Annotated in this window: 23 protein-coding genes; 19 read left to right on the top strand and 4 right to left on the bottom strand. The window is 61.6% G+C overall.

What is annotated here, in order from left to right:
* Positions 1-311 precede the first annotated feature (311 nt).
* From cobJ to cobG, 4 genes are read right to left on the bottom strand one after another with little or no spacing between them, the layout of a single operon-like run.
* Positions 312-2,000, bottom strand: a complete 1,689-nt coding sequence (gene cobJ / locus ACYZTU_RS04285) for a precorrin-3B C(17)-methyltransferase (protein WP_461968270.1) — start codon at positions 1,998-2,000, stop codon at positions 312-314.
* Positions 2,000-2,731: a precorrin-2 C(20)-methyltransferase gene (locus ACYZTU_RS04280; RefSeq protein WP_461970960.1), complete on the bottom strand. Its 732-nt coding sequence runs from the start codon at positions 2,729-2,731 to the stop codon at positions 2,000-2,002. Before ACYZTU_RS04280 ends, cobJ begins: the two co-directional genes overlap by 1 nt.
* Positions 2,731-3,357 (bottom strand): precorrin-8X methylmutase, encoded by a 627-nt coding sequence (locus ACYZTU_RS04275; protein WP_461968269.1) that lies wholly within the window; start codon positions 3,355-3,357, stop codon positions 2,731-2,733. Before ACYZTU_RS04275 ends, ACYZTU_RS04280 begins: the two co-directional genes overlap by 1 nt.
* Positions 3,350-4,657 carry a precorrin-3B synthase gene (gene cobG, locus ACYZTU_RS04270; protein WP_461968268.1) on the bottom strand — a complete coding sequence of 436 codons (1,308 nt, stop codon included), beginning with the start codon at positions 4,655-4,657 and terminating at the stop codon, positions 3,350-3,352. Before cobG ends, ACYZTU_RS04275 begins: the two co-directional genes overlap by 8 nt.
* Positions 4,658-4,801: 144 nt before the next feature.
* On the opposite strand from cobG, the gene cbiE reads away from it, so the two are divergent.
* From cbiE to ureC, 19 genes are all read left to right on the top strand, one after another.
* Positions 4,802-6,013, top strand: coding sequence for a precorrin-6y C5,15-methyltransferase (decarboxylating) subunit CbiE (gene cbiE, locus ACYZTU_RS04265; protein WP_461968266.1), 1,212 nt, complete (start codon positions 4,802-4,804; stop codon positions 6,011-6,013).
* On the top strand, positions 6,006-7,103 hold the full coding sequence (locus ACYZTU_RS04260; protein WP_461968264.1) for a cobalt-precorrin-5B (C(1))-methyltransferase: 1,098 nt from the start codon (positions 6,006-6,008) through the stop codon (positions 7,101-7,103). The genes cbiE and ACYZTU_RS04260 overlap by 8 nt, the downstream gene beginning before the upstream one ends.
* Entirely contained in the window at positions 7,100-7,828 is a 729-nt protein-coding gene (locus ACYZTU_RS04255; RefSeq protein ID WP_461968262.1) for a cobalt-precorrin-6A reductase, read from the top strand. Before ACYZTU_RS04260 ends, ACYZTU_RS04255 begins: the two co-directional genes overlap by 4 nt.
* 168 nt (positions 7,829-7,996) lie before the next feature.
* Positions 7,997-8,395 (top strand): DUF2946 domain-containing protein, encoded by a 399-nt coding sequence (locus ACYZTU_RS04250; protein ID WP_461968260.1) that lies wholly within the window; start codon positions 7,997-7,999, stop codon positions 8,393-8,395.
* Between the two features lie 48 nt (positions 8,396-8,443).
* On the top strand, positions 8,444-8,923 hold the full coding sequence (locus tag ACYZTU_RS04245; RefSeq protein ID WP_461968258.1) for a copper chaperone PCu(A)C: 480 nt from the start codon (positions 8,444-8,446) through the stop codon (positions 8,921-8,923).
* Between the two features lie 21 nt (positions 8,924-8,944).
* Entirely contained in the window at positions 8,945-9,394 is a 450-nt protein-coding gene (locus ACYZTU_RS04240) for a DUF2946 domain-containing protein (protein ID WP_461968257.1), read from the top strand.
* 84 nt (positions 9,395-9,478) lie between these two features.
* Complete coding sequence (locus tag ACYZTU_RS04235; protein WP_461968255.1) at positions 9,479-11,596, top strand: TonB-dependent copper receptor; 2,118 nt, start codon at positions 9,479-9,481, stop codon at positions 11,594-11,596.
* A gap of 129 nt (positions 11,597-11,725) precedes the next feature.
* The gene (locus ACYZTU_RS04230) at positions 11,726-13,105 is read left to right on the top strand and encodes a PepSY-associated TM helix domain-containing protein (protein WP_461968253.1); all 1,380 of its coding nucleotides are present in this window, start codon (positions 11,726-11,728) and stop codon (positions 13,103-13,105) included.
* Positions 13,106-13,400: 295 nt separating this feature from the next.
* On the top strand, positions 13,401-14,666 hold the full coding sequence (gene urtA / locus ACYZTU_RS04225) for an urea ABC transporter substrate-binding protein (RefSeq protein WP_461968251.1): 1,266 nt from the start codon (positions 13,401-13,403) through the stop codon (positions 14,664-14,666).
* A 65-nt stretch (positions 14,667-14,731) separates the two neighbouring features.
* Positions 14,732-16,234, top strand: coding sequence for an urea ABC transporter permease subunit UrtB (gene urtB / locus ACYZTU_RS04220; protein WP_461968249.1), 1,503 nt, complete (start codon positions 14,732-14,734; stop codon positions 16,232-16,234).
* On the top strand, positions 16,234-17,313 hold the full coding sequence (urtC, locus tag ACYZTU_RS04215) for an urea ABC transporter permease subunit UrtC (RefSeq protein ID WP_461968247.1): 1,080 nt from the start codon (positions 16,234-16,236) through the stop codon (positions 17,311-17,313). The genes urtB and urtC overlap by 1 nt, the downstream gene beginning before the upstream one ends.
* The gene (gene urtD / locus ACYZTU_RS04210) at positions 17,310-18,182 is read left to right on the top strand and encodes an urea ABC transporter ATP-binding protein UrtD (protein ID WP_461968245.1); all 873 of its coding nucleotides are present in this window, start codon (positions 17,310-17,312) and stop codon (positions 18,180-18,182) included. The genes urtC and urtD overlap by 4 nt, the downstream gene beginning before the upstream one ends.
* Before the next feature lie 135 nt (positions 18,183-18,317).
* Positions 18,318-19,016 carry an urea ABC transporter ATP-binding subunit UrtE gene (gene urtE / locus ACYZTU_RS04205; protein WP_019582243.1) on the top strand — a complete coding sequence of 233 codons (699 nt, stop codon included), beginning with the start codon at positions 18,318-18,320 and terminating at the stop codon, positions 19,014-19,016.
* A 43-nt stretch (positions 19,017-19,059) separates the two neighbouring features.
* Entirely contained in the window at positions 19,060-19,899 is an 840-nt protein-coding gene (locus ACYZTU_RS04200; RefSeq protein WP_461968243.1) for an urease accessory protein UreD, read from the top strand.
* 158 nt (positions 19,900-20,057) lie between these two features.
* Positions 20,058-20,360, top strand: a complete 303-nt coding sequence (ureA, locus tag ACYZTU_RS04195; protein ID WP_033055605.1) for an urease subunit gamma — start codon at positions 20,058-20,060, stop codon at positions 20,358-20,360.
* 9 nt (positions 20,361-20,369) lie between these two features.
* On the top strand, positions 20,370-20,903 hold the full coding sequence (locus tag ACYZTU_RS04190) for a GNAT family N-acetyltransferase (protein WP_461968241.1): 534 nt from the start codon (positions 20,370-20,372) through the stop codon (positions 20,901-20,903).
* Positions 20,904-20,909: 6 nt separating this feature from the next.
* On the top strand, positions 20,910-21,443 hold the full coding sequence (locus tag ACYZTU_RS04185; protein ID WP_461968239.1) for a GNAT family N-acetyltransferase: 534 nt from the start codon (positions 20,910-20,912) through the stop codon (positions 21,441-21,443).
* On the top strand, positions 21,443-21,751 hold the full coding sequence (locus tag ACYZTU_RS04180; RefSeq protein WP_461968237.1) for an urease subunit beta: 309 nt from the start codon (positions 21,443-21,445) through the stop codon (positions 21,749-21,751). The genes ACYZTU_RS04185 and ACYZTU_RS04180 overlap by 1 nt, the downstream gene beginning before the upstream one ends.
* Before the next feature lie 171 nt (positions 21,752-21,922).
* On the top strand, positions 21,923-23,623 hold the full coding sequence (gene ureC, locus ACYZTU_RS04175) for an urease subunit alpha (protein WP_461968236.1): 1,701 nt from the start codon (positions 21,923-21,925) through the stop codon (positions 23,621-23,623).
* Positions 23,624-23,653 lie beyond the last annotated feature (30 nt).

Genomic DNA, 23,653 nt, shown 5'->3' with positions numbered 1-23,653 from the left:
ACGTCAACTTGCACAACCCATCAACTCGCAAGGAATTCAATTAATGTCAGAACAAGGGAAAACCTATATCAACTGCTTGCCTCACAACCCTATAAATAAGACTCAACCCAACTGCGTCGAGGTGCGAGTGTTTTATAATTCACGCTTTACAACCCACGTTCGTTGTATGTCCAATTATAAGAATTGATACTTGGGCAAATAACAAACCCACAACAACAGTAGGAAACGGTTGCCAAAAGGGTGAATCAGAGAGATTCGAGAGTCGACGGGATACGATTCAGTGCAGCGGCCCTGCAAAGGGCCGCCCGATTTCAGGAGGCGGGTTTAACGCCATACCAGCGCGGGGTGTACACCCAGCTTCCACCCTCGGCGCGAGGGAACACGCAGGTGGTGGAAGAGCCGATCAGCACCATGGTGCGCATGTCGACCTGATCGGGGGTCAGTTCGCCGAGCGTGGTAACCCGTAGCGTCTGGCCAGGACGACCAATGTCGCGGCCCAGCACCACCACCGTTTCGGGTGTGCGATGCCGGCCGACGATTTCCAACGCCTGGCCCAGTTGCCATGGCCGCGCACGGGAAATCGGGTTGTAGAAGGCCAGCGCCAGATCGGCTTCAGCGGCCAGATCCAGGCGCTTCTCGATGATCGTCCAGGGTTTGAGGTTGTCCGACAGCGACATCACGCAGAAATCGTGGCCCAGCGGCGCACCGGCCTGGGCGGCGGTGGCGAGCGAGGCGGACACGCCGGGCAGGATTTCCAGATCGACGTTGTGCCAGGCCGGATCGCTGGACTCGTGCAACGCTTCGAGCACCGCCGCCGCCATCGCGAATACGCCCGGGTCGCCGGACGACACCACGATCACCGAGCGACCTTGCGCCGCCAGTTCGAAGGCGTGACGGGCGCGCTGCATTTCTTCGCGGTTGTCGGTGCAGTGCAGCACTTGATCTTCGCGGAACGGGCCGGCCATGCGCACGTAGGTTTCGTAGCCGAGTACGTCGGTGGCCCGCGCCAGTTCGGTTTTCACGGCGGGCACCATCAGTTCGGCGGCGCCGGGGCCGAGCCCGATCACCGCCAGCCGTCCGCGCGGGCGGCCGATTTGCGTCACGTCCAGCGGCTGTTCGGCCACGGCTATCGTAATGTCGTGGGCCGTCGCAATGATCGTTACATCGGGCAGCGTGCCCAGGTCGCTCACCGCGGTGACAAACCGCAACGGTACACCCAGCTCCAGCGCCGCCTCACGCAATGCCGGACTCGCCATCTCATCCTCAGCCGCCACGAGGCAAGCCAACGACTGCACCGCAACTTTTGCCTGCTGCAACGCCGCGCGAATCGTATCCGGCAGATCCGCCACCCCGGCACTCACCGCCACCGCGACGCTGCGAGGGTAGATCAGCAATTCATTGGCGCTCGCCTCACGCTCGGCGCTGCCGACATGGATCGAGCGCTGCGCCTGGGGATCTTCCGGCAGCTGCACCTGATCCAGCCACGGCGCGGCGCCTTCGATGCGCACCCTGTGTCCGGCGAGCAGATCGGAGACAAAGCGCTTGCCCTGTTCCAGATCGCCGAGGGCGTAACCGCTGGGCGGATTGAGCAGGCAGGTGCCGAAACGCAATTCGCCGCTCGTGGTGATCGCGGCCGCGACTTGCAAGCCGGCGCCGATTTCCCGCGCCATGACATTCACCCCGCCTAGGCCACCGAGCAGCGGCACCACGGCGCTGCCGTCTTCGGCCACGGCCAGCACTGGCGGTTCGGCGCCTTTTTCCAGCAACAGCGGCGCCAACGTGCGAATGACAATACCCGCCGCGCACAGCGCGATAATCGGCGTGTCCTGTTGATAAAGCTCACGCAGGGTCGCGCCGAACTCGTGATAAACACGGTCCGCGCCTTCGACCCGTTCGGCCAACCCATGGATCAGCGCGCCAGGGTACAGCTGCGCAATCTTGCGCGCGGTCGCGAGGCTGCCATTGCCCAGAATGACAATCGCCGGAACTGGACGGGACATCAGCCTTGCCACCTTTCGCCGGGCACAATGATCAGCGAGAAATAGGGCGAGGACATCGGCTCGACCTGATCCAGCGGGACAATTTTCTGGTTGGCCATGGTCGCGCGTTCAACGTACAGCGCACGTTCCGCCAGCCCGAGTTCTTCCAGTACCTGACGGACCTTGGGAAAGTTGCGCCCCAGCTTCATGATCACGGCGGCATCGGCATCGGCCAGACGACGCTTGAGATCGTCGGCGGGCAATACACCCGACAGGACCGACAAACTCTGATTGCGATACACCAGCGGCGCGCCCAGCACCGAAGCACCGCCGAGCATCGAGCAAACACCCGGCACGACTTCGGCGTCATAGCGCTCAGCCAGACGATCATGCAGGTACATGTAGGAGCCGTAGAAGAACGGATCGCCTTCGCAGATCACCGCCACGTCACGGCCAGCGTCCAGGTGCGCGGCAAGTTCTTCGCCGGCCGCATCGTAGAAATCGCTGATCACTTGTTCATACGACAGCGGCGCCGGCAACGCTTCGGTGGTCACCGGATACACCAGCGGCAGCAGCGTTTGCGCGTCCTGCAAGTGCGCCTCGATGATGCCGAAGGCGTTGCCTTTTTTGCCCTTGGCGACGAAGTACGCCACCACCGGCGATTCGCGCAGCAGGCGCAGGGCTTTGACGGTAATCAGTTCCGGATCACCAGGGCCGACGCCAAGACCGATCAAACGTCCAGGTTGCTGCATCATTCAATCTCCGTAGCGAGGGCATTGACGGCGGCGGCGGCCATGGCGCTGCCGCCCAACCGGCCTTGCATGATGACGAAAGGCACGCCGCGACTGTCCGCCGCGAGCATCGCCTTGGATTCGGCGGCGCCGACAAAGCCCACCGGGAAGCCGAGAATCAGCGCCGGTTTCGGTGCGCCGGCGTCGAGCATTTCCAACAGATAAAACAGTGCGGTCGGCGCGTTGCCGATCACCACCACGCTGCCTTCCAGATGCGGGCGCCATAGCTCCAGCGCAGCGGCGGAACGGGTGTTGCCCAACTCCCGGGCCAACTCAGGAACGCTTTCATCGCGCAGGGTGCAGATGACTTGATTGTTCGCTGGCAAGCGCGTCCGGGTCACACCTTCGGAAACCATCCGCGCGTCGCACAGAATCGGCGCACCGGCGGCCAGCGCATCACGCCCGGCCTTGCCTGCGCCTTCGGAAAATTGCAGGCCGTCGATGGCGTCGACCATGCCGCAGGCGTGGATCACACGGACCGCGAGCTTTTCCAGGTCGGCCGGAATACGCTCGAGGTTGGCCTCGGCACGAATGATCGCGAAGGAGTTGCGATAGATCTCCTGACCGTCGCGGATGTAATCAAGCATCAAGGGGGCTCCGTGAGCGGGCGTCGAGCAAGGCTGCGACCGCTTCAATAGTAAGGTTGCGTGCGTGCAGCGCGCCGAAACCCGGCTGCGCTGCGTCGCGAAAATAGAGGTCGTAGTGACCGCGAGAAACCGCCAGCAAAGTTATCGGCGCACTCTGCGCGGCCGCGCAGGAACGCTGGCAGCCGGACAGGTGCACGTTCAGTGTCTGGCCGTGACGTTGCAGCAACGCCGCCAGTTGTCGGGCATCGCCCTTGGTGTCGGCCAGGCCTTTGCCGCAACCCGTCGAGCCGGTGCAGGCGATCAGGTGCGCCAAGGCATCGTCGGCCGAGCAACGCAGACCGAGTTGTTCAAGACTGTGGATAACTTCGCGAGCATCGTCGCCATGAACACCGGGTAACAACAGGCTTTGCCAGGGGGTGAAACGCAGGCTGCCGTCGCCCTGGTCACGTGCCAGTTGTGCGACACCTCTAAGCATCGCGGGATCAAGGCGACCAAGGGGTGGCACCGCGCCGATATACACGCGCTCGGCCTCACGCTGTGGATGAACGCCGATGTGCAAGACGCTCGGACTTACCTTGCGCTGCCAACCCTTGATGGGCATCAACGGCACACGTTCGGCCAGACCAGCGAGAAACCCATCGAGCGAGCAATCAGCGAGCAAATGCCGCATGCGTGTCTGGTCGGGACGCGCCAGGTCAAGAAACAACTCAAGCACCGCGACCACCAGCGCGTGGCCCTGCTCCAGTGACACCGCACCCACAGGCGAGTCCACGGGACACCCCGCCAGACCGAATGCAAAAACCAGCTCGCCCTCGCGCTCAGTGGCGCACAGCCACAGATCATGAGGGTGTTCGAGCATCGCCAAACCTTCGCCACCATCGAGTTGCACGGCAAACTTGGCGCTGAGCTCGTGGAAGCGTTCATGGCTTTGCAGCGTGGCGAGGATCTGCTCGGCCAGCGGGCGCGTGTCGAACAGCATCTGCTGATCAATTCCCGCACTCGGGCTGAGCATCAGATTGCGCACATCGTCGCCAGCGGCGGTGCTTGGGCCCAACCCGGCCGCCATCAGGCCGTCGATCAAAGCGCCCTGTTCACTGCCAATCCCGCGAATTTGCAGGTTGGCGCGGTTGGTCGCCTCAATCACGCCGCCAGCGAACCGCTCAGCTGCACTGGCCACCGCGTCGGCCTGAGCCGCACTGATCGAACCGCCATTCAACTTGATCCGGCAGATACCGCCGTCCAGCGCCTGGACAATACGCAGCAACCCCGGACAGGCCGAGGGGCGTAAGGCAGTAGACATCGGGCGTTCGTTCAAGGGGGCGACCGGCAGTGTGGGAAAGGCGCTTCGCGGGCGAAGGCGCGGTATTATGCCTGCTTTGTTCGACGGCATGAAAAGCCTGCCCGTCGGAACAGTCCGTTTGAGGACTTTTTTTGAGGACTGCAGATGTCACCCTGGCTGACAGTAGTGGGAATCGGTGAAGACGGCTTCAAGGGCCTGGGCAAAAACGCCCGGCATGCTCTGCTGCACGCTTCGCGGATCATTGGCGGTCAGCGGCAACTGGATTTGCTGCCGGCATGCATCCGTGGCGAGCGGCAGTTGTGGACCAGCCCTTTCTCGCTTGAACCGGTATTGGCGCTGCACGGCGAACCGGTCTGTGTGCTGGCCAGCGGAGATCCGATGTTCTTTGGTGTGGGCGCCAGCCTTGCCCGACAGGTATCCGGCGATGAAATGCGGGTACTGCCGGCGCCCTCCTCTTGCTCGCTGGCGGCGGCGCGAATGGGCTGGCCGTTGCAGGAGGTGGTCACGCTTTCGGTGGTTGCGCGTCCCATCGCCGCCCTCAATGCGCAGTTATTCAGCGGAGTTCGCTTGATGGTGTTGAGCAACGACGGCAAAAGCCCGGCCGCTATCGCGACGCTGCTGCGCGAACGCGGTTTCGGGGCGAGTCGCCTTACTGTGCTCGAACATCTGGGTGGTGCAGCCGAACGACGCATCGAGGGTGTCGCCAATGACTGGAACGATCCACTGATCGCCGACCTGAACCTGATCGCCATCGAGTGCATCGCTGAACCCGACACGCAGCGCCTCTCCCGACTGGCCGGCCTGCCGGACTCAGCCTTCAAACACGATGGCCAACTGACCAAACGCGACGTGCGCGCCATCACGCTCGCGCGTCTCGCCCCGGTTCCCGGCGAACTGCTGTGGGACGTCGGCGCCGGCAGCGGCTCAATCGGCATTGAATGGATGCGCGCTCACCCCAGTTGCCGGGCGCTGGCCATCGAAGCCGATGAAGGGCGGCAGTTGTTGATCGAACACAACCGCGATGCCCTCGGCGTCCCCGGCCTGCAATTGATTCGCGGCAGTGCGCCGCAAGCCTTGGCCGGGCTCGAGCGTCCGGACGGGATTTTCATCGGTGGCGGTGTCACCCGCGAGGGCGTGCTCGACACGTGCTGGGCTGAACTCAAACCCGGCGGCCGACTGATCGCCAACGCCGTCACGTTGCAAAGTGAAATGACCTTGATGACCTGGCGCGAGCAGCACGGCGGCGAGCTGACGCGCATTCATATCGCTCAGGCGCAACCGTTGGGGGACTTCGATACGTGGCGTCAAGCGTTGCCGATTACCTTGCTGGAAGTGACGAAGCCTTTCGATGCGTGACGAAACCGCCGAACAACCCGCACCGCTGCGCAGTGGCCTGACCACCGGCAGCTGCGCCACCGCCACCAGCCTTGCGGCGGCTCGTCTGTTGCTCAGTGGCGTGGAAGCGGACGCCGTCGAGATCATTCTGCCCAAAGGCAAGCGGGTGCAAATGCGCCTGGAGTTCTGTCGGTTGAAGGACGACGGCGCCGAAGCCGGAACAATCAAGGACGCAGGCGACGACCCGGACGTGACTCACGGGGCCCTGCTCTTTTCCCAAGTGCGTCTGCACTGCGAGCCGGGCGTGCGCTTCAGCGCTGGCCGCGGCGTGGGCACCGTCACCCGGCCGGGGCTGGTGCTGGGCGTCGGCGAGCCGGCGATCAACCCGGTGCCACGCAAGATGATCACCGATCACTTGACGCTGCTGGCCGAGGAGCTGGATTACCGGGGCGGCTTCGAGGTCACCATAAACGTCGAGGACGGCGAAGCCCTGGCGCTGAAAACCATGAACCCGCGACTGGGAATTCTTGGCGGGCTGTCGATCCTCGGCACCAGCGGCATCGTCCGGCCATTTTCCTGTGCGGCGTACATCGCCTCGATCCATCAAGGCATCGACGTCGCCAAAACCAACGGTTACCTGCACATCGCCGCGTGCACCGGCAATGCCAGCGAAGACACCATGCGCCGGGTCTACGACTTGCCGGAAATCGCCCTGATTGAAATGGGCGACTTCGTCGGCGCCGTGCTCAAACATCTGCGCAAAGTACCGGTGGATAAACTCAGTCTTTGCGGCGGCTTCGGCAAGATCAGCAAGCTAGCGGCCGGGCACATGGATTTGCACAGTCGGCATTCGAGCATCGACCTGCCGCAACTGGCCGAATGGGCGACGGCGGTCGGGGCGGATGAGGCGCTGCAATCAGGGATTCGCGAGGCCAACACCAGCCAACAAGCATTGGCGATGGCCAGCGCTGCGGGTATCGCCCTGGGTGATGCGGTGTGTCAGCACGCCCTGGACTTTGCTCGCAGCGTGGTGCCGGCGCAGGTTCAGGTCGAAGTGTTTGCCATCGATCGCCAAGGCGGGATTGTTGGCCATGCGGGAGCTTTTCAATGAAGCGTGTGTTGTTGCTCGGTGGCGTGACAGAAGCCTTGGCCATCGCTCGTACCCTGGGGCCAGAACACATCTATAGCCTGGCCGGTGTCGGTCGCGTGCCGACCGATTTGACCTGTCAGGTCCGCGTTGGTGGATACGGCGGGCCCGAAGGTCTGGCGCAGTTCATCCGCGCTGAAGGGATCGATCTGCTGCTGGACGCAACCCACCCCTACGCCGCACACATCAGCCAGAACGCCGTCACCGCCGCGCAATTAAGCGGCATTGCGTGCTGGGCGTTACGGCGTCCTGCCTGGCAGCCACAGGCCGACGATGACTGGCGGGATGTCAGCGATTGGGCCGAGCTGATCGAAGCACTTAAACCCTTTCGCCGACCGCTGTTCACCCTCGGCCGCGAACCGTTGCAGCACCTGCATGAAATCCCGTCGGAGCAATTCTGGACCTTGCGTGCACTGGACGTTTACCCGGGCAATGAGCGCTGCGAAGTCATCGGCGCGCGCGGGCCGTTTCTGATCGAGGATGAACGTGAGTTGTTTGAGCGTCGGCAGATTGATGTGCTGATCAGCAAAAACAGCGGCAGTACCGCGACCGAGCCGAAGCTGGAAGTGGCACGGGAGCGTGGGGTGCCGGTGATTGTTTTACAGCGGCCGGTATTGCCGGGGGTTGATCGGGAGTTTGGGTCGGTGGCAGACGTGTTGGCAGCCCTAACGGCAGAATCCACCACATAATCTGTGTGAAGACTGATCTGCACGGCACTGGCAATCCATAATTCGCGACTATCATGAAGGCTATGGAGCTTGGCACTGCGACACCACACCGCACGCCGCTTTTTTACTTATCGGCCCTGATCAGGCTAAATAGCCGCGCCTGATCGCCCACCCAACCGGATTTTTCCCATGTCCCGACAACGGCTCGCATTTGCCTGGATCGCCTGCTTCGCAGTGCTGTTCAACATGCTCGCCATGCCGATGTCCGGAGCGATGGCGCAGACGGCGAAATCGCCTGCCGAGCAGTTGCTGTGGGGTAGTTTCTGTTCGTCCAGCGGCACAAAAATGGTGGCGATTTCCCTGGGCGATATCGAGCAGAAAGTCCCGCAGAGCGACGATCATTCCAACATGCAACATTGCTGGTGTTGCTCGGGTTCTGCGCCTTTAGTGGCGTTGCCCGGGCATGTGCCGCAGCTGTATTTCGCTCACTTCGATGCCAATCGAAGCCTGCCCACCGCCTCTCTCGATACACCGACACCGCGCCAGCAATGGCCGAGCCTCAACCCCCGCGCGTCCCCTCTGGTGTGATTCCTTCTCGCAATTGACCTGCGTTTTGAATCGCTCTGGAGAACTGCCATGTTGAACAAACTCATCGTTCTGGCCGCGTTGCTGTTGCCTGCCTGCTTTGCCAATGCCCACGAATACAAGGCCGGGGAGCTGGAAATCGCTCACCCCTGGTCGCAGGAGTTGCCGCCGAACGCGCCAACCATTGCAGCTTACTTTGTGATTCACAACAGCGGTAAAACGGCGGACCGACTGCTCAGCGTCGACTCGCCTATTTCAGGCGAAGCCCAGTTGCACGAGCACGTCATGCAAAACGACCTGATGAAAATGCAGCAGGTGCCGAGCGTCGAAATCCCTGCCGGTGGCAACGTCACTTTTGCGCCGATGGCCTACCACGTGATGCTGCTGGAATTGAAAGACCGCAGCCTGTTAACCGACGGCAAACGCTTCCCGCTGACGATGCATTTCGAGAAGTCCGGCGACGTGACGGTCGAAATCGCGGTGCAGAAAAAAGCACCGGACGGCATGCGAGCACACGTGCACGCTCAGTAATCGGCAGAGCTGAAAACGTCCATGCGCCCGCTTAGCGCCAGGTCATCCGCACACCGTCGTCAGCCGTTAAGCCTGACGCGCGGCAGCTGGATCAGCCTGTTCGCCATGCTGATGATCTTTATCGGCCCGCTGATTTCTCAGTCGATGCCGATGGGTCAACGCGCCTCGTCGATGTCGATGAGCATGTCAATGGACATGAGCATGGACATGTCGGCAATGGAGCACGCCGACCACGGCGCGCAACCCGCCGCCGAGCACTGCCCGCCCAAAGCCTCGGACCACGCGCTCTGGGAAAAATGCGGTTATTGCAGCCTGCTGTTCAATTGCCCGGCGCTGACTGGCGGCCAGTCCTTCATCGCGTACGACACGCCAAAAGCCACCACTTTCACCACCCCTTCCCCCCGACTGGGCCACGCCCGGCAAACCTTCTTCCCCGGCGCCCGCACTCGCGCCCCACCCATCGACGCGTAAACACCCACATCCGCTCTCACACGGTTTAGAAGACAGCCCCAGGCTGCCGGCCGTGTCGTTTACGACTGTTCGATGGAAATTGTCATGTCCAGGTTTTCTGCTGACACACGCTTGCGCCCTGCCCAAGCTTCTTTTGCCCCGAACGAATCGAGTATTCGTTTCAGGAACGCCACCGCCTTCCTTTGCGGTGCACTGCTGACACCGATGGTGCTGGCCGATGAACACGCCGGTCACAGTGAAGAACTGAGCCCAACGGTGATCACCGCCATCGCGCCGAGTTCGCCGCTGACCATCGTCACCAACCCCAAAGACCCGCGCCAACCGGTGCCGGCCAGCGACGGTGGCGACTACCTGAAAACCATCCCCGGCTTCGCCCTGGTGCGCAATGGCGGCACCAACGGCGACCCGGTGCTGCGCGGTATGTTCGGTTCGCGGCTCAACATCCTCACCAACGGCGGTCAGTTGCTCGGCGCTTGCCCCGGCCGAATGGACGCACCGACCTCGTACATCTCGCCGGAAACCTACGACAAACTGACCGTCATCAAAGGCCCGCAAACCGTGCTATGGGGACCCGGCGCATCGGCCGGCACCATCCTCTTCGACCGTGAGCCGGAGAGCTTCGGCGAACTCGGCACCCGAGTGAACGCCAGCCTGCTGGCTGGCTCCAACGGGCGTTTCGACAAAGTAGTGGACGCCGCTGCCGGCGGGCCACTGGGTTACGTGCGAGTGATCGGCAACACTGCGCATTCCGACGACTACCGAGACGGCAACAACGACACCGTGCCGTCGCGCTATGACAAATGGAACGGCGATGTGGCAGTTGGCTGGACCCCCGACGCTGACACCCTGCTGGAACTGACCGCCGGCAAGGGCGATGGCGAAGCTCGTTACGCCGGGCGCGGCATGGACGGCTCGCAGTTCAAGCGCGAAAGCCTGGGCCTGCGTTTCGAGCAGTCGAACATCGGCGATGTGCTGGATAAAGTCGAAGCGCAGATTTACTACAACTACGCCGACCACGTGATGGACAACTACACCCTGCGCACGCCGTCCGGCACCGGCATGATGGCCGGCCCGATGGCCTCCAACGTCGACCGTCGAACCCTCGGCGCACGGATCAAAGCCACTTGGCGCTGGGCCGATGTGCAGTTGATCAGCGGCATCGATGCGCAGACCAACGAACATCGCAAACGCAGCGCCATGGGCATCGACGTCTACAAGGAACTGCCACGCAACAAGGACGCCGACTTCCACAACTACGGCGTGTTCAGCGAATTGACCTGGTACGCCGCCGACCGTGATCGGTTGATTACCGGTGCACGCCTGGACCGCGCCTCGGCCAAGGATTATCGGCAGACCACTGGTTCGGGGATGATGACTCGCGCCAACCCGACCGCCGACGATACCCGCGCCGACACCTTGCCAAGCGGCTTCGTCCGTTACGAGCATGATCTGGAGGACAGCCCGACCACGCTGTATGCCGGCCTCGGTCACACCCAGCGTTTCCCGGATTACTGGGAGCTGTTTTCGCCCAAATCGGGGCCCGCCGGATCGGTGAATGCCTTCGATTCGATCAAGCCTGAGAAAACCACTCAGCTCGACTTCGGCCTGCAGTACAAGACCGAAGACCTGGAAGCCTGGGCCTCGGGGTATGTCGGGCAGGTGCGCGATTACATCCTGTTCAACTACACGCCCGCAATGATGGGCATGACCTCGCAAGCACAAAACATCGACGCACGAATCATGGGCGGCGAATTGGGTGCGGCCTACAAGCTGACCGACAACTGGAAAGCCGACGCAACCCTGGCCTACGCCTGGGGCAAGAACAGCAGCGACGGCAACGCACTGCCGCAAATGCCGCCGCTGGACGCACGTTTCGGCCTGACCTACAGCGCAGACAACTGGAGCGCAGGTGCCTTGTGGCGGGTGGTTGCGGCGCAAAACCGCATCGACCAGAACAAGGGCAACGTCGTCGGCAAGGACTTCGACAAGACCTCGGGTTTTGGCGTGTTCTCGCTCAATGGCGCCTACCGAATTAACAAAAACTGGAAGGTCAGCACCGGCGTCGACAACCTGTTCGGCAAGGCGTATGCCGAGCATTTGAACCTGGCTGGCAACGCCGGTTTCGGTTACCCGGCCAATGACCCGCAAGCCATTAAAGAACCGGGGCGCACGCTCTGGACCAAGGTGGATATGAGTTTCTAAGAGCTTCGCGGGCAAGCCTCGCTCCTACAGGTCCTGCGTTGTCCTTGTAGGAGCGAGGCTTGCCCGCGAATGACTGCGTAGCGGTCACCAGACAATTACAAAAGATCCAATTCTAGCGGAGCACTCGAATTGAAACAGCCCACAGTGAATTTCTACAACCTGGCCTGGCGCTGGCATTTTTATGCCGGTCTGTTCGTCGCGCCTTTCATGGTAATGCTGGCCCTGACCGGCACCATTTACCTGTTCAAGCCGCAACTCGATCCGTTGATGTACGGCAGCCTGTTAAACGTCCCGGCCGGGCATCACAGCGTCCCGGCCGACGACCTGCTCAAGCGGGTAAAAGCGGCGTATCCACAGGGTCAGATCAAGCAATACCTGCCGCCGGTCAACGCCGAACGCAGCGCGCAATTTGTCGTGCTCAATGTCGGCAATGAGCTGAACGTGTTCGTCGATCCCTACCAGGGCGACATCCTCGGCGAGCAAGACGCGAAGAAGAATCTGCAGGCGGTTGCGCGAGCGATTCACGGCGAGTTGATGATCGGCACTGTCGGTGATCGACTGATCGAATTGGCCGCCGGTTGGGGCGTGGTGCTGGTGGTCTCCGGCGTCTTTCTGTGGTGGCCGCGTGGCCAGGCAGCCGGAATTTTGTGGCCTCGGTTGAGCAGTCGCGGTCGAGTGCTATGGCGTGACCTGCACGCGGTAACCGGCTTCTGGGGCGCGTCGTTGCTGTTGGTGATGCTGCTCAGTGGCATGACCTGGACCGGGTTCTGGGGCAAGCAATACGCCGAAGTCTGGAATGTCTTTCCGGCGGCGATGTGGGATGACGTGCCCAAGTCTGATGTCGAGGCCCGCAGCCTCAACACCGCCACCCGCCAGACCGTGCCATGGGCGATGGAAAACACGCCGATGCCGATGTCCGGCGACCACGCCGAACACATGGCCCACGGCGGCGCGCAAGCTGGCCCCGCCGCGCCGACCATCAGCTTGCAGGACGTGCAGAACATCGCTGTGCAACGCAAGGTCGAACAGGGTTACAGCATCACCTTGCCGACGACCGCCACCGGCGTGTTCACCATCGCGGTGTTCGCCGACGACCCGCGCAACGACGCCACCTTGCATGTCGATCAGTACACCGGCGACGTCCTCGCCGACGTGCGCTTCGCCCAATACGGCACCGTCGCCCGCGCGACGGAAATCGGCGTGATGTTGCACGAAGGCAAAATGTTCGGCCCGCTCAACCAGATCATCGTGCTGCTGATCTGCCTGATGATTCTGCTCAGCGCCGTCAGCGGTGTGGTGATCTGGTGGAAGCGCCGTCCAGAGGGAAAATTCGGTGTTCCGCCGCTGCGCCACGATCTGCCGAAATGGAAAACCGCGATGGTCATCATGTTTGCACTGGCGGTGGCCTTTCCGTTGGTAGGCGCTTCGCTGGTGGTGGTCTGGCTGCTCGACCGGGTGCTGTTTTCGCGCCTCAACCGGCAAACTGAATCGGCCTCATCGTCATCGTAAACAAGATCAAAAGATCGCAGCCTGCGGCAGCTCCTACATTTGGAATGCATTCCCTGTAGGAGCTGCCGCAAGCTGCGATCTTTTGGTGACCTCAAAATTTCAAGGCACCAATCTGGCGCACCTCTTCGCACCAACGCGCCAGGCGCGATCCTTCATGGTGCGCCGCCCAAACCGTGCAACCGCTCTAATGCGACATTTCCCTGCCTTTTGCCGAACAGGCACAGCCCTTGCTAAAGACCCTTCAGTAGTCCGCATCTGCCACCCATAAAATTCATAAGTTCATGGAGATCGCACAATGAAGCGTCGCAGCTTGATCAAGGCTTTCACACTTACGGCATCCATTGCCGCGATGGGCATGACTTGGACTGTCCAGGCCGCCGAGACCATCAAGGTCGGTATTCTGCATTCGTTGTCCGGCACCATGGCGATCTCTGAAACGTCGCTCAAAGACATGGCCTTGATGACCATCGACGAGATCAACGCCAAGGGTGGCGTGAACGGCAAGATGCTCGAACCCGTGGTCGTGGACCCCGCGTCGAACTGGCCGCTGTTCGCCGAAAAGGGCCGTCAGTTGCTGACCCAGGACAAGGTCGCGGTGGTGTTCGGTTGCTGGACGTCGGTGTCGCGCAAGTCGGTATTGCCAGTGTTCGAGGAGCTTAACGGCCTGCTGTTCTACCCGGTGCAATACGAAGGTGAAGAGATGTCGCCGAACGTGTTCTACACCGGTGCCGCGCCGAACCAGCAGGCGATCCCGGCGGTGGAATACCTGATGAGCGAAGAAGGCGGCAGCGCCAAGCGTTACTTCCTGTTGGGCACCGACTACGTCTACCCGCGCACCACCAACAAGATCCTGCGTTCGTTCCTGCACGCCAAAGGGGTGGCGGACAAGGACATCGAAGAGGTCTACACCCCGTTCGGCCACAGCGACTATCAAACCATCGTGGCCAACATCAAAAAATTCTCGGCGGGTGGCAAGACTGCCGTCATCTCCACCGTCAACGGCGACTCCAACGTGCCGTTCTATAAAGAACTGGCCAACCAGGGCCTGAAAGCCACCGACGTTCCAGTCGTGGCGTTCTCCGTGGGCGAAGAAGAACTGCGCGGCATCGACACCAAACCGTTGGTGGGCAACCTCGCGGCGTGGAACTACTTTGAGTCGGTCGAGAACCCGGCGAACAAGAAGTTCGTCGCTGACTGGAAAGCCTACGCCAAGAAACACAACCTGCCGGGCGCCGACAAAGCGGTGACCAACGACCCGATGGAAGCCACCTACGTGGGCATTCACATGTGGGCGCAAGCGGCTGAGAAAGCCAAGTCCACCGACGTCGACAAAGTTCGCGAGGCCCTCGCCGGCCAGACCTTTGCCGCGCCGTCCGGTTACACCCTGACCATGGACAAGACCAACCACCACCTGCACAAACCGGTGATGATCGGCGAGATTCAGGCGGACGGTCAGTTCAACGTTGTGTGGCAGACCGAAGGGCCGATCCGTGCAGAGCCTTGGAGCCCGTATATCTCGGGTAACGACAAGAAGCCGGATTATGCGGTGAAGAGCAACTGATTCACCCCGCCCAGCCTGATCGTTCCCACGCGAAGCGTGGGAACGATCAAACAGGAACACCACTTATGCCCACCGCTCTTTACCGATTTGTCCTCGCCATCGCGTTTTTTTTGCCGATGGCCACTCACGCCGGCGACGCCGAAGACTTCGTCGCGGCCAATCCCGTGCAACAAGCCAAGCTTCTGGAAGGCTGGGCCGCGCAGCCCGATCCGGCCCGTATCGAACTGATCAACGCCCTGCAACAAGGCGAATTGACCGTCAATGGCCAACCAAAAACCCTGCGCCTGAACAACCGCCTGCGCGGTCTGATTGACACCGCGCTGGCCAGCCACCAATTGCTCGCCACCGACGCCAACCTCCGTCTGGCCGCCGCGCAGCAATTGCAGAAAAGCGCTAAACCTGCGCAGCTTGCATTCCTCGACCAGCAACTGGCTGGCGAAAAAGACCAAAGCGTCCACGCGGCGTTGAGCCTGGCGCTGGCCAATCTGCAACTGGTGGACACCCATCCGGCCGTGCGCCTTGCCGCCGTGCGTCTGCTCGGTGAAACCGGCGATCCACTGGCCCGCACTCGCCTCGAAAGCCTGCTGCAACCCGGTGTCGAATCCGACGCCAATGTGCGTACCGCTGCCGAAACCAGCCTCGTTCAAGTCAAACGCAAACTGCTGATTGGCGAGATCCTCGGTCAGGCCTTCAGCGGCATGTCCCTGGGGTCGATCCTGCTGCTGGCCGCACTCGGTCTGGCGATCACCTTCGGTCTGCTCGGCGTCATCAATATGGCCCACGGCGAGATGCTGATGCTCGGCGCGTACTCGACGTACGTGGTGCAGCTGATGTTCCAACGCTTCGCCCCGCAAGCCATCGAGTACTACCCGCTGATCGCGTTGCCGGTAGCATTTTTCGTGACCGCCGCTATCGGCATGGCGCTGGAGCGCACGGTTATTCGCCACCTCTACGGCCGTCCGCTGGAAACCCTGCTCGCCACGTGGGGCATCAGCCTCATGCTGATTCAGCTGGTCCGATTGATGTTCGGCGCGCAGAACGTTGAAGTGGCCAACCCGGCCTGGCTGTCGGGCGGGATTCAAGTGCTGCCGAATCTGGTGCTGCCGTACAACCGCATCGTGATCATCGCGTTCGCGCTGTTTGTGGTGGTGCTGACCTGGTTGCTGCTGAACAGGACGCGCCTCGGTTTGAACGTTCGCGCCGTTACCCAAAACCGCAACATGGCCGCCTGCTGCGGCGTGCCGACCGGTCGCGTGGACATGCTCGCCTTCGGCCTCGGCTCGGGCATTGCCGGGCTCGGTGGCGTAGCCCTCAGTCAGATCGGCAACGTCGGCCCGGACCTTGGCCAGAGCTACATCATCGACTCGTTCCTGGTGGTGGTGCTCGGCGGTGTCGGTCAGTTGGCCGGTAGCGTGCTGGCAGCCTTCGGCCTGGGCATCGCCAACAAGATTCTCGAACCGCAGATCGGTGCCGTGCTCGGCAAGATCCTGATCCTCGCGCTGATCATTCTGTTCATTCAGAAACGTCCGCAAGGCCTCTTCGCACTGAAAGGAAGGGTGATCGACTGATGAACCAGCCCCTGCTCGTTACCGCAACACAAAAAGCCGGCCCCAAAGTCACCATCGCGGTGGGCGCGGTGATCATCGTCGCGCTGCTGGCCTTGCCGCTGCTGTCACTGTTGTCACCGGACAGCGCGCTTCACGTCTCGGCCTACACGCTGACATTGGTGGGCAAGATTCTTTGCTACGCGATTGTCGCGCTGGCCCTCGATCTGGTCTGGGGTTACGCCGGTCTGCTGTCCCTTGGTCACGGTTTGTTCTTCGCCCTCGGCGGCTATGCGATGGGCATGTACCTGATGCGCCAGGCCTCGGGCGATGGCTTGCCGGCGTTCATGACCTTCCTGTCGTGGACGGAATTGCCGTGGTACTGGACCGGCACCAGCAGCTTCCTCTGGTCGATGTGTCTGGTGGTATTGGCGCCGGGAATGCTGGCGCTGGTGTTTGGCTTCTTCGCTTTCCGCTCGCGGATCAAGGGCGTGTATTTCTCGATCATGACCCAGGCCCTGACCTTCGCCGGGATGCTGTTGTTCTTCCGCAACGAAACCGGGTTTGGCGGCAACAACGGTTTCACCAACTTCCGCACCATTCTCGGGTTTGGCATCACCGAACCGGGCACCCGCGCGGTGCTGTTTTTCGCCACCGTGGTGTTGCTGTTGGCGAGCCTGTTCATCGGTTGGCGCCTGGCGCAAAGCAAGTTCGGTCGGGTGTTGACCGCCTTGAGGGATGCGGAAAACCGCCTGATGTTCTGCGGCTACGATCCGCGTGGTTTCAAGCTGTTTGTCTGGGTGTTGAGCGCAGTGCTCTGCGGCCTGGCCGGCGCGCTGTACGTGCCGCAAGTCGGGATCATCAACCCCAGTGAGATGTCGCCGACCAACTCCATTGAAGCCGCGGTTTGGGTGGCGTTGGGTGGTCGCGGCACGCTGATCGGCCCGCTGATCGGCGCCGGTGTGGTCAACGGCATGAAGAGCTGGTTCACCGTGGCGTTCCCGGAGTACTGGCTGTTCTTCCTCGGCGCGCTGTTCATCGTCGTGACCTTGTATTTGCCCAAAGGCGTGATCGGTCTGCTGAAAAAGAGAGGTGAATCATGAGAGTCACTGCAACGGCTGAATTCATGCTCGAACCGGCGTTTTTTCCGCCACTGGAACCGAACAGGGATCAGGGCAGCAGCCGCGACGCCATCGGCCTGGGCCAACGCGTCGGCCCCGGCCTGGACACCCGCCACGGCACCATCCTGACGCTGGAAGACATTTGCGTCAGCTTCGATGGCTTCAAGGCGCTGAACGACTTGAACCTGTACATCGGCGTCGGCGAGTTGCGTTGCATCATCGGCCCCAACGGCGCGGGCAAGACCACGCTGATGGACGTGATCACCGGCAAGACTCGCCCCAGTCACGGCAAAGCCTGGTTCGGCGAAACCCTCGACCTGACGCAGATGAGCGAAGTGCAAATCGCCCAGGCCGGCATCGGTCGCAAGTTCCAGAAGCCGACGGTGTTCGAAGCCTTGAGCGTTTTTGAAAACCTGGAGCTGGCGCAAAAAACCGACAAGTCGGTGTGGGCCAGCCTGCGGGCTCGTTTGAGTGGCGAACAGAAAGACCGCATCAGCGAGGTGCTGGACACCATTCGCCTGACCAGCTCGGTCAATCGCCCGGCGGGTTTGTTGTCCCACGGTCAGAAGCAGTTTCTGGAAATCGGCATGTTACTGATGCAGGACCCGCAACTGTTGCTGCTGGACGAGCCAGTGGCGGGCATGACCGACGCCGAAACCGAGTTCACCGCCGAACTGTTCAAGAGCTTGGCGGGCAAGCATTCGCTGATGGTGGTGGAGCACGATATGGGCTTCGTCGGCGCCATCGCCGACCACGTCACCGTGTTGCACCAGGGCAGCGTGCTGGCCGAAGGGTCGCTGGAACAGGTGCAGGACAATGAGCAGGTGATTGAGGTGTATCTCGGAAGATGATGTTGCTCTTGTAGGAGCGAGCGGTGCGGCGATCCGACTTGCCCGCGAAGGCGACGCCTCGATCCAACTGCAAGACCGCGTCATCGTTCTTCGCGGGCAAGCCTCGCTCCTACAGGGAATGAGAGGAATTTGAACATGCTGCAAGTCGACAAGCTGCACCAGTATTACGGTGGTAGCCACATCCTGCGGGGCCTGACATTTGAGGTGAAGGTCGGTGAAGTCACCTGCCTGCTCGGTCGCAATGGGGTGGGCAAGACCACGCTGCTCAAGTGTTTGATGGGTTTGTTGCCGGCCAAAGAAGGCGCGGTGAACTGGGAAGGCAAACCGATCACCACGTTCAAGCCACACCAGCGGGTGCATGCCGGGATCGCTTATGTGCCTCAGGGTCGGGAAATTTTCGGCCGGCTGACCGTGGAAGAAAACCTGCTGATGGGCCTGTCGCGATTTCCCGGCTCTGAAGCCAAGGAGGTCCCGGCGTTCATCTACGAGCTGTTTCCGGTGCTGCTGCAAATGAAGCAACGGCGCGGGGGTGATTTGTCCGGTGGCCAACAGCAACAGTTGGCGATCGGCCGAGCGTTGGCCAGTCGTCCCCGCCTGCTGATTCTGGACGAGCCCACCGAAGGCATCCAGCCGTCGGTGATCAAGGAAATCGGCGCGGTGATCAAGAAGCTCGCGGCGCGCGGCGACATGGCGATTTTGCTGGTGGAGCAGTTCTACGATTTCGCCGCCGAACTGGCCGATCAATACCTGGTGATGTCGCGTGGCGAGATCGTGCAGCAGGGTCGCGGAGAAAATATGGAAGCCGAGGGTGTACGCGGCTTGGTTACGATATAAGGCTACGATCTAATCTGTAGCGTCCCAACGATAATTAGAAACCATGAATTTACCTCTTCCCACTGTCCTGTTTACACCGAGCTGGCACGCCGAGCTGGAACTCGGCTACGCCCGATTCGGCGACAGTACGCGACCGGTTCAGCGCCGCCACAAAGGCCCGTTGCGGGTGCAGAAGCATCTGTATGCCGAAGGGCCGGAAGTTTGCCAGCACATCATCGTGCACCCGCCGGGCGGGATTGCCGGCGGTGATCGGCTGGACATCTCGGCCAGTGTCGGCACGGACGCCTGGGCGCAAATCACCAGCCCTGGCGCGGCCAAGTGGTATCGCGCGGCAGGGCCCGCCTATCAGCAGCTGGATTTGAACGTGGCGAGCGGCGCGACACTGGAATGGTTGCCACAAGAGACGATCATTTTCAGCGCCGCGCAGGCTGAACTCAGCACGTGCATCGACCTTGAAGGCGATGCCCGATTGTTCTACTGGGACGTGGTGGCGCTGGGGCGTCCGGCCAGCGGCGAGCGTTTCGACCTCGGACATTTTCAGGCGCGGCTGGACATCCGCCGCGACGGCCAGTTGCTCTGGCATGAACGCCAGCGCATTGTCGGGGATGACGGATTGCTTGATTCGCCTATCGGGCTGGATGGGCAACCGGTGTTTGCGACGTTGTTGGTGACTGGGGAGGTTGATAGTGAATTGCTGGAGAAATGCCGTTTGTTGCCCCATGACGTGCGGGGAGATTTGACGCAGTTGCCGGGGTTGCTGGTGGCGCGATGCATGGCCAGTGAAGCGTTGTTGGCACGAGGTTGGCTTATTGATTTGTGGCGATTGCTCCGTCCCGCATTGCTCGGCCGAGAAGCTGTCCCCCCAAGAATATGGAGCACCTGAACACCGATCCCTGTAGGAGCGAGCGATGCGGCGATCCGACTTGCCTGCGAAGCGTTTGGCGACCTCGAGGTCCCCTTCGCGGGCAAGTCGGATCGCCGCATCGCTCGCTCCTACAGGGGTGTAGTCACCTTTTTATCTGCCAATTATGGATTTCTACGATGGACCTGACCCCACGCGAAAAAGACAAGCTGCTGATCTTCACCGCCGGCCTCGTGGCCGAGCGGCGTTTGGCTCGCGGAGTGAAACTCAACTACCCGGAAGCCATGGCCTACATATCCGCAGCGCTGCTCGAAGGCGCCCGTGACGGCCGTACCGTGGCCGAACTGATGCACTTCGGCACCACGCTGCTCAGTCGCGAACAAGTGATGGAAGGCATCCCGGAAATGATTCCGGAGATCCAGGTCGAAGCGACCTTTCCCGACGGCACCAAACTGGTCACCGTTCACCAACCGATCGCCTGAGGCCGCGCCATGACTTACCCCATTCGCGATGCAGCGCATGCCGACGTGCCGGCGATCCGCGACATCTACAACGACGCCGTGCTTAACACCACGGCAATCTGGAACGAACAGGCCGTGGACCTGGGCAATCGCCAGGCCTGGTTCAGCGCCCGGCAATCCCAGGGCTACCCGATTCTGGTGATCGTCGACAGCGACAACACTGTCCTGGGCTACGCTTCATTTGGTGACTGGCGCCCGTTCGACGGGTTCCGTCACACCGTTGAGCACTCGGTTTACGTGCGCAGCGACCAGCGTGGCAACGGTCTCGGCCCGCAATTGATGACCGCGTTGATCGAGCGCGCCAAAGGTTGCGACAAGCACGTCATGGTCGCCGCCATCGAAAGCGGTAATGCCGCTTCTATTCGCCTGCATGAACGAGCGGGTTTCGTGACGATCGGGCAGATGCCTCAGGTGGGCACCAAGTTCGGTCGCTGGCTGGACCTGACCTTTATGCAACTGACCCTCAATCCTGGCGCGGAACCGCCGACCGCCAACAAGGAGTAATTGCCCATGAACGCCGCCCAACTGCGCCGCGTCAATGTTGAAAGCTTTGCGCACTATCGTCAGGGTTTGATTGATCTGCTGCTCGACGCCGTCGGCTATGGCGCCAGCGTCGGGTTCATGGCCAATCTGGACGCCGTCCAGGCCCGAGCCCATTTCGATGATGTCCAGGAGAACCTGAACAAGGGCAACGTGCTGCTGTGGGTGGTGGTCAAGGACGAGCAAGTGCAGGCCAGTGTGCAACTGACCCTGTGTCAGAAGGCCAATGGCCTGAACCGCGCCGAAGTGCAAAAACTGCTGGTGCGTGAACATGCACGCCGCCGTGGGCTGGGCCAACAGTTGATGAGCGCTCTGGAGCAGGCCGCCCTCCAGCACAAGCGCGGCATGCTCTACCTAGACACCGAAGCCGGCTCTCCCGCCGAAGACTTCTACAAGGCTCTGGGTTACACCCGCGCGGGTGAAATTCCCGACTATGCCTGCGACCCGAGCGGCCGCTACAAACCGACCGCGCTCTACTACAAAATTCTCCAGGGAGCCCATTGATGATTCCCGGTGAATACCAGATCCAGCCCGGCGACATCGAACTCAACGTGGGCCGCCGCACCTTCAGCCTGAAGGTGGCCAACAGCGGCGACCGCCCGATCCAGGTCGGCTCGCATTACCACTTCTTCGAAACCAACGATGCGCTGACCTTCGACCGCACCGCCAGTCGAGGCATGCGCCTGAACATCCCCGCTGGCACCGCCGTGCGCTTCGAACCGGGGCAGAGCCGCGAAGTCGAGTTGGTAGACCTGGCGGGGCATCGCCGGGTGTTCGGGTTTGCCGGGCGGATCATGGGTGACCTCGATTGACATCTGCGGTGCTCCTAAAAGATCGCAGCCTCGCTTCGCTCGACAGCCCCTACAGGAGTCAAGTGCATCCGGAACTTGCGCGTACACCTGTAGGAGCTGTCGAGCGCAGCGAGGCTGCGATAGCGAGCGACGCGAGCGGTCTCAAAATCAATTGAATCCCAAGGCAAGTGCATGAAAATCTCAAGACACGCCTACGCCGACATGTTCGGCCCCACCGTCGGTGACAAAGTCCGTCTGGCCGACACTGAACTGTGGATCGAAGTGGAAAAAGACTTCACAACCTACGGCGAAGAAGTGAAATTCGGTGGCGGCAAAGTCATCCGCGACGGCCAGGGCCAAAGCCAATTACTCGCCGCAGAGGTCGTCGACACCCTGATCACCAACGCACTGATCATCGACCACTGGGGCATCGTCAAGGCCGACGTCGGCCTCAAGGACGGCCGCATCGCCGCCATCGGCAAGGCCGGTAACCCGGACATCCAGCCGAACGTGACCATTGCGGTCGGTGCCAGCACCGAAGTCATCGCCGGTGAAGGCATGATCCTCACCGCGGGTGGCATCGACACGCACATTCACTTCATCTGCCCGCAGCAGATCGAAGAGGCGCTGATGAGCGGCGTCACCACCATGATCGGCGGCGGCACCGGCCCGGCCACTGGCACCAATGCAACCACCTGCACGTCCGGGCCGTGGCACCTGGCGCGCATGCTCCAGGCCGCCGATGCGTTCCCAATGAACATCGGCTTCACCGGCAAGGGCAACGCCAGTCTGCCGGAGCCGTTGATCGAGCAGGTCAAGGCCGGTGCCATCGGCCTGAAGTTGCACGAGGATTGGGGCACCACGCCAGCGAGCATCGATAACTGCCTGAACGTCGCCGACCAATACGACGTGCAGGTGGCGATCCACACCGACACCCTCAACGAATCGGGCTTCGTCGAAACCACCCTCGCCGCCTTCAAGGGCCGCACCATCCACACCTATCACACCGAAGGTGCGGGCGGCGGGCATGCCCCGGACATCATCAAAGCCTGCGGCTATGCCAACGTGCTGCCGAGTTCGACCAACCCGACCCGGCCGTTCACCCGCAACACCATCGACGAACACCTCGACATGCTGATGGTCTGCCACCACCTGGACCCAAGCATTGCCGAAGACGTGGCCTTCGCCGAAAGCCGCATCCGTCGTGAAACCATCGCCGCCGAAGACATCCTCCACGACCTCGGCGCGTTCTCGATGATCAGCTCCGACAGCCAGGCCATGGGCCGCGTCGGTGAAGTCATCACGCGCACCTGGCAGACCGCCGACAAGATGAAAAAGCAGCGCGGCCCGTTGCCCGGTGATGGCGAAGGCAACGACAACTTCCGCGCCAAACGCTACATCGCCAAGTACACGATCAATCCCGCAATCACCCACGGCATCAGCCATGAAGTAGGTTCGGTCGAGGTGGGCAAATGGGCGGATCTGGTGCTGTGGCGCCCGGCGTTCTTCGGGGTCAAACCGACTCTGATCCTCAAGGGCGGCGCCATCGCGGCCAGCCTGATGGGCGATGCCAACGCTTCGATCCCGACGCCGCAGCCGGTGCACTACCGCCCAATGTTTGCCAGTTACGGCGGTTCGTTGCACGCCACCAGCCTGACCTTTATCAGTCAGGCGGCGCAGGAGGCCGGGCTACCCGAAGCCTTGGGTCTGAAAAAGACCATCGCGGTGGTCAAAGGGTGTCGCGACGTGCAGAAAACCGACCTGATTCACAACGATTATCTGCCGAATATCGACGTCGACTCGCAGACCTATCAAGTGAAAGCCGACGGGGTGTTGTTATGGTGTGAGCCGGCCGAAACCTTGCCCATGGCGCAGCGTTATTTTCTGTTCTGACGGTCTTCTCAATAAAAAACCCCCGAATGC

This window comes from Pseudomonas sp. HLT2-19-2 (genome assembly GCF_054898005.1).
The sequence above is the reverse complement of the archived record's forward strand: the minus strand, read 5'-3'. Positions and strand labels throughout refer to the sequence as shown.

Coding starts and splice junctions, on each gene's coding strand:
- cobJ (WP_461968270.1), bottom strand. CDS start 2,000: ATGTCCCGTCCAGTTCCGGCGATTGTCATTCTGGGCAATGGCAGCCTC.
- ACYZTU_RS04280 (WP_461970960.1), bottom strand. CDS start 2,731: ATGCAGCAACCTGGACGTTTGATCGGTCTTGGCGTCGGCCCTGGTGAT.
- ACYZTU_RS04275 (WP_461968269.1), bottom strand. CDS start 3,357: ATGCTTGATTACATCCGCGACGGTCAGGAGATCTATCGCAACTCCTTC.
- cobG (WP_461968268.1), bottom strand. CDS start 4,657: ATGTCTACTGCCTTACGCCCCTCGGCCTGTCCGGGGTTGCTGCGTATT.
- cbiE (WP_461968266.1), top strand. CDS start 4,802: ATGTCACCCTGGCTGACAGTAGTGGGAATCGGTGAAGACGGCTTCAAG.
- ACYZTU_RS04260 (WP_461968264.1), top strand. CDS start 6,006: ATGCGTGACGAAACCGCCGAACAACCCGCACCGCTGCGCAGTGGCCTG.
- ACYZTU_RS04255 (WP_461968262.1), top strand. CDS start 7,100: ATGAAGCGTGTGTTGTTGCTCGGTGGCGTGACAGAAGCCTTGGCCATC.
- ACYZTU_RS04250 (WP_461968260.1), top strand. CDS start 7,997: ATGTCCCGACAACGGCTCGCATTTGCCTGGATCGCCTGCTTCGCAGTG.
- ACYZTU_RS04245 (WP_461968258.1), top strand. CDS start 8,444: ATGTTGAACAAACTCATCGTTCTGGCCGCGTTGCTGTTGCCTGCCTGC.
- ACYZTU_RS04240 (WP_461968257.1), top strand. CDS start 8,945: ATGCGCCCGCTTAGCGCCAGGTCATCCGCACACCGTCGTCAGCCGTTA.
- ACYZTU_RS04235 (WP_461968255.1), top strand. CDS start 9,479: ATGTCCAGGTTTTCTGCTGACACACGCTTGCGCCCTGCCCAAGCTTCT.
- urtA (WP_461968251.1), top strand. CDS start 13,401: ATGAAGCGTCGCAGCTTGATCAAGGCTTTCACACTTACGGCATCCATT.
- urtB (WP_461968249.1), top strand. CDS start 14,732: ATGCCCACCGCTCTTTACCGATTTGTCCTCGCCATCGCGTTTTTTTTG.
- urtC (WP_461968247.1), top strand. CDS start 16,234: ATGAACCAGCCCCTGCTCGTTACCGCAACACAAAAAGCCGGCCCCAAA.
- urtD (WP_461968245.1), top strand. CDS start 17,310: ATGAGAGTCACTGCAACGGCTGAATTCATGCTCGAACCGGCGTTTTTT.
- urtE (WP_019582243.1), top strand. CDS start 18,318: ATGCTGCAAGTCGACAAGCTGCACCAGTATTACGGTGGTAGCCACATC.
- ACYZTU_RS04200 (WP_461968243.1), top strand. CDS start 19,060: ATGAATTTACCTCTTCCCACTGTCCTGTTTACACCGAGCTGGCACGCC.
- ureA (WP_033055605.1), top strand. CDS start 20,058: ATGGACCTGACCCCACGCGAAAAAGACAAGCTGCTGATCTTCACCGCC.
- ACYZTU_RS04190 (WP_461968241.1), top strand. CDS start 20,370: ATGACTTACCCCATTCGCGATGCAGCGCATGCCGACGTGCCGGCGATC.
- ACYZTU_RS04185 (WP_461968239.1), top strand. CDS start 20,910: ATGAACGCCGCCCAACTGCGCCGCGTCAATGTTGAAAGCTTTGCGCAC.
- ACYZTU_RS04180 (WP_461968237.1), top strand. CDS start 21,443: ATGATTCCCGGTGAATACCAGATCCAGCCCGGCGACATCGAACTCAAC.
- ureC (WP_461968236.1), top strand. CDS start 21,923: ATGAAAATCTCAAGACACGCCTACGCCGACATGTTCGGCCCCACCGTC.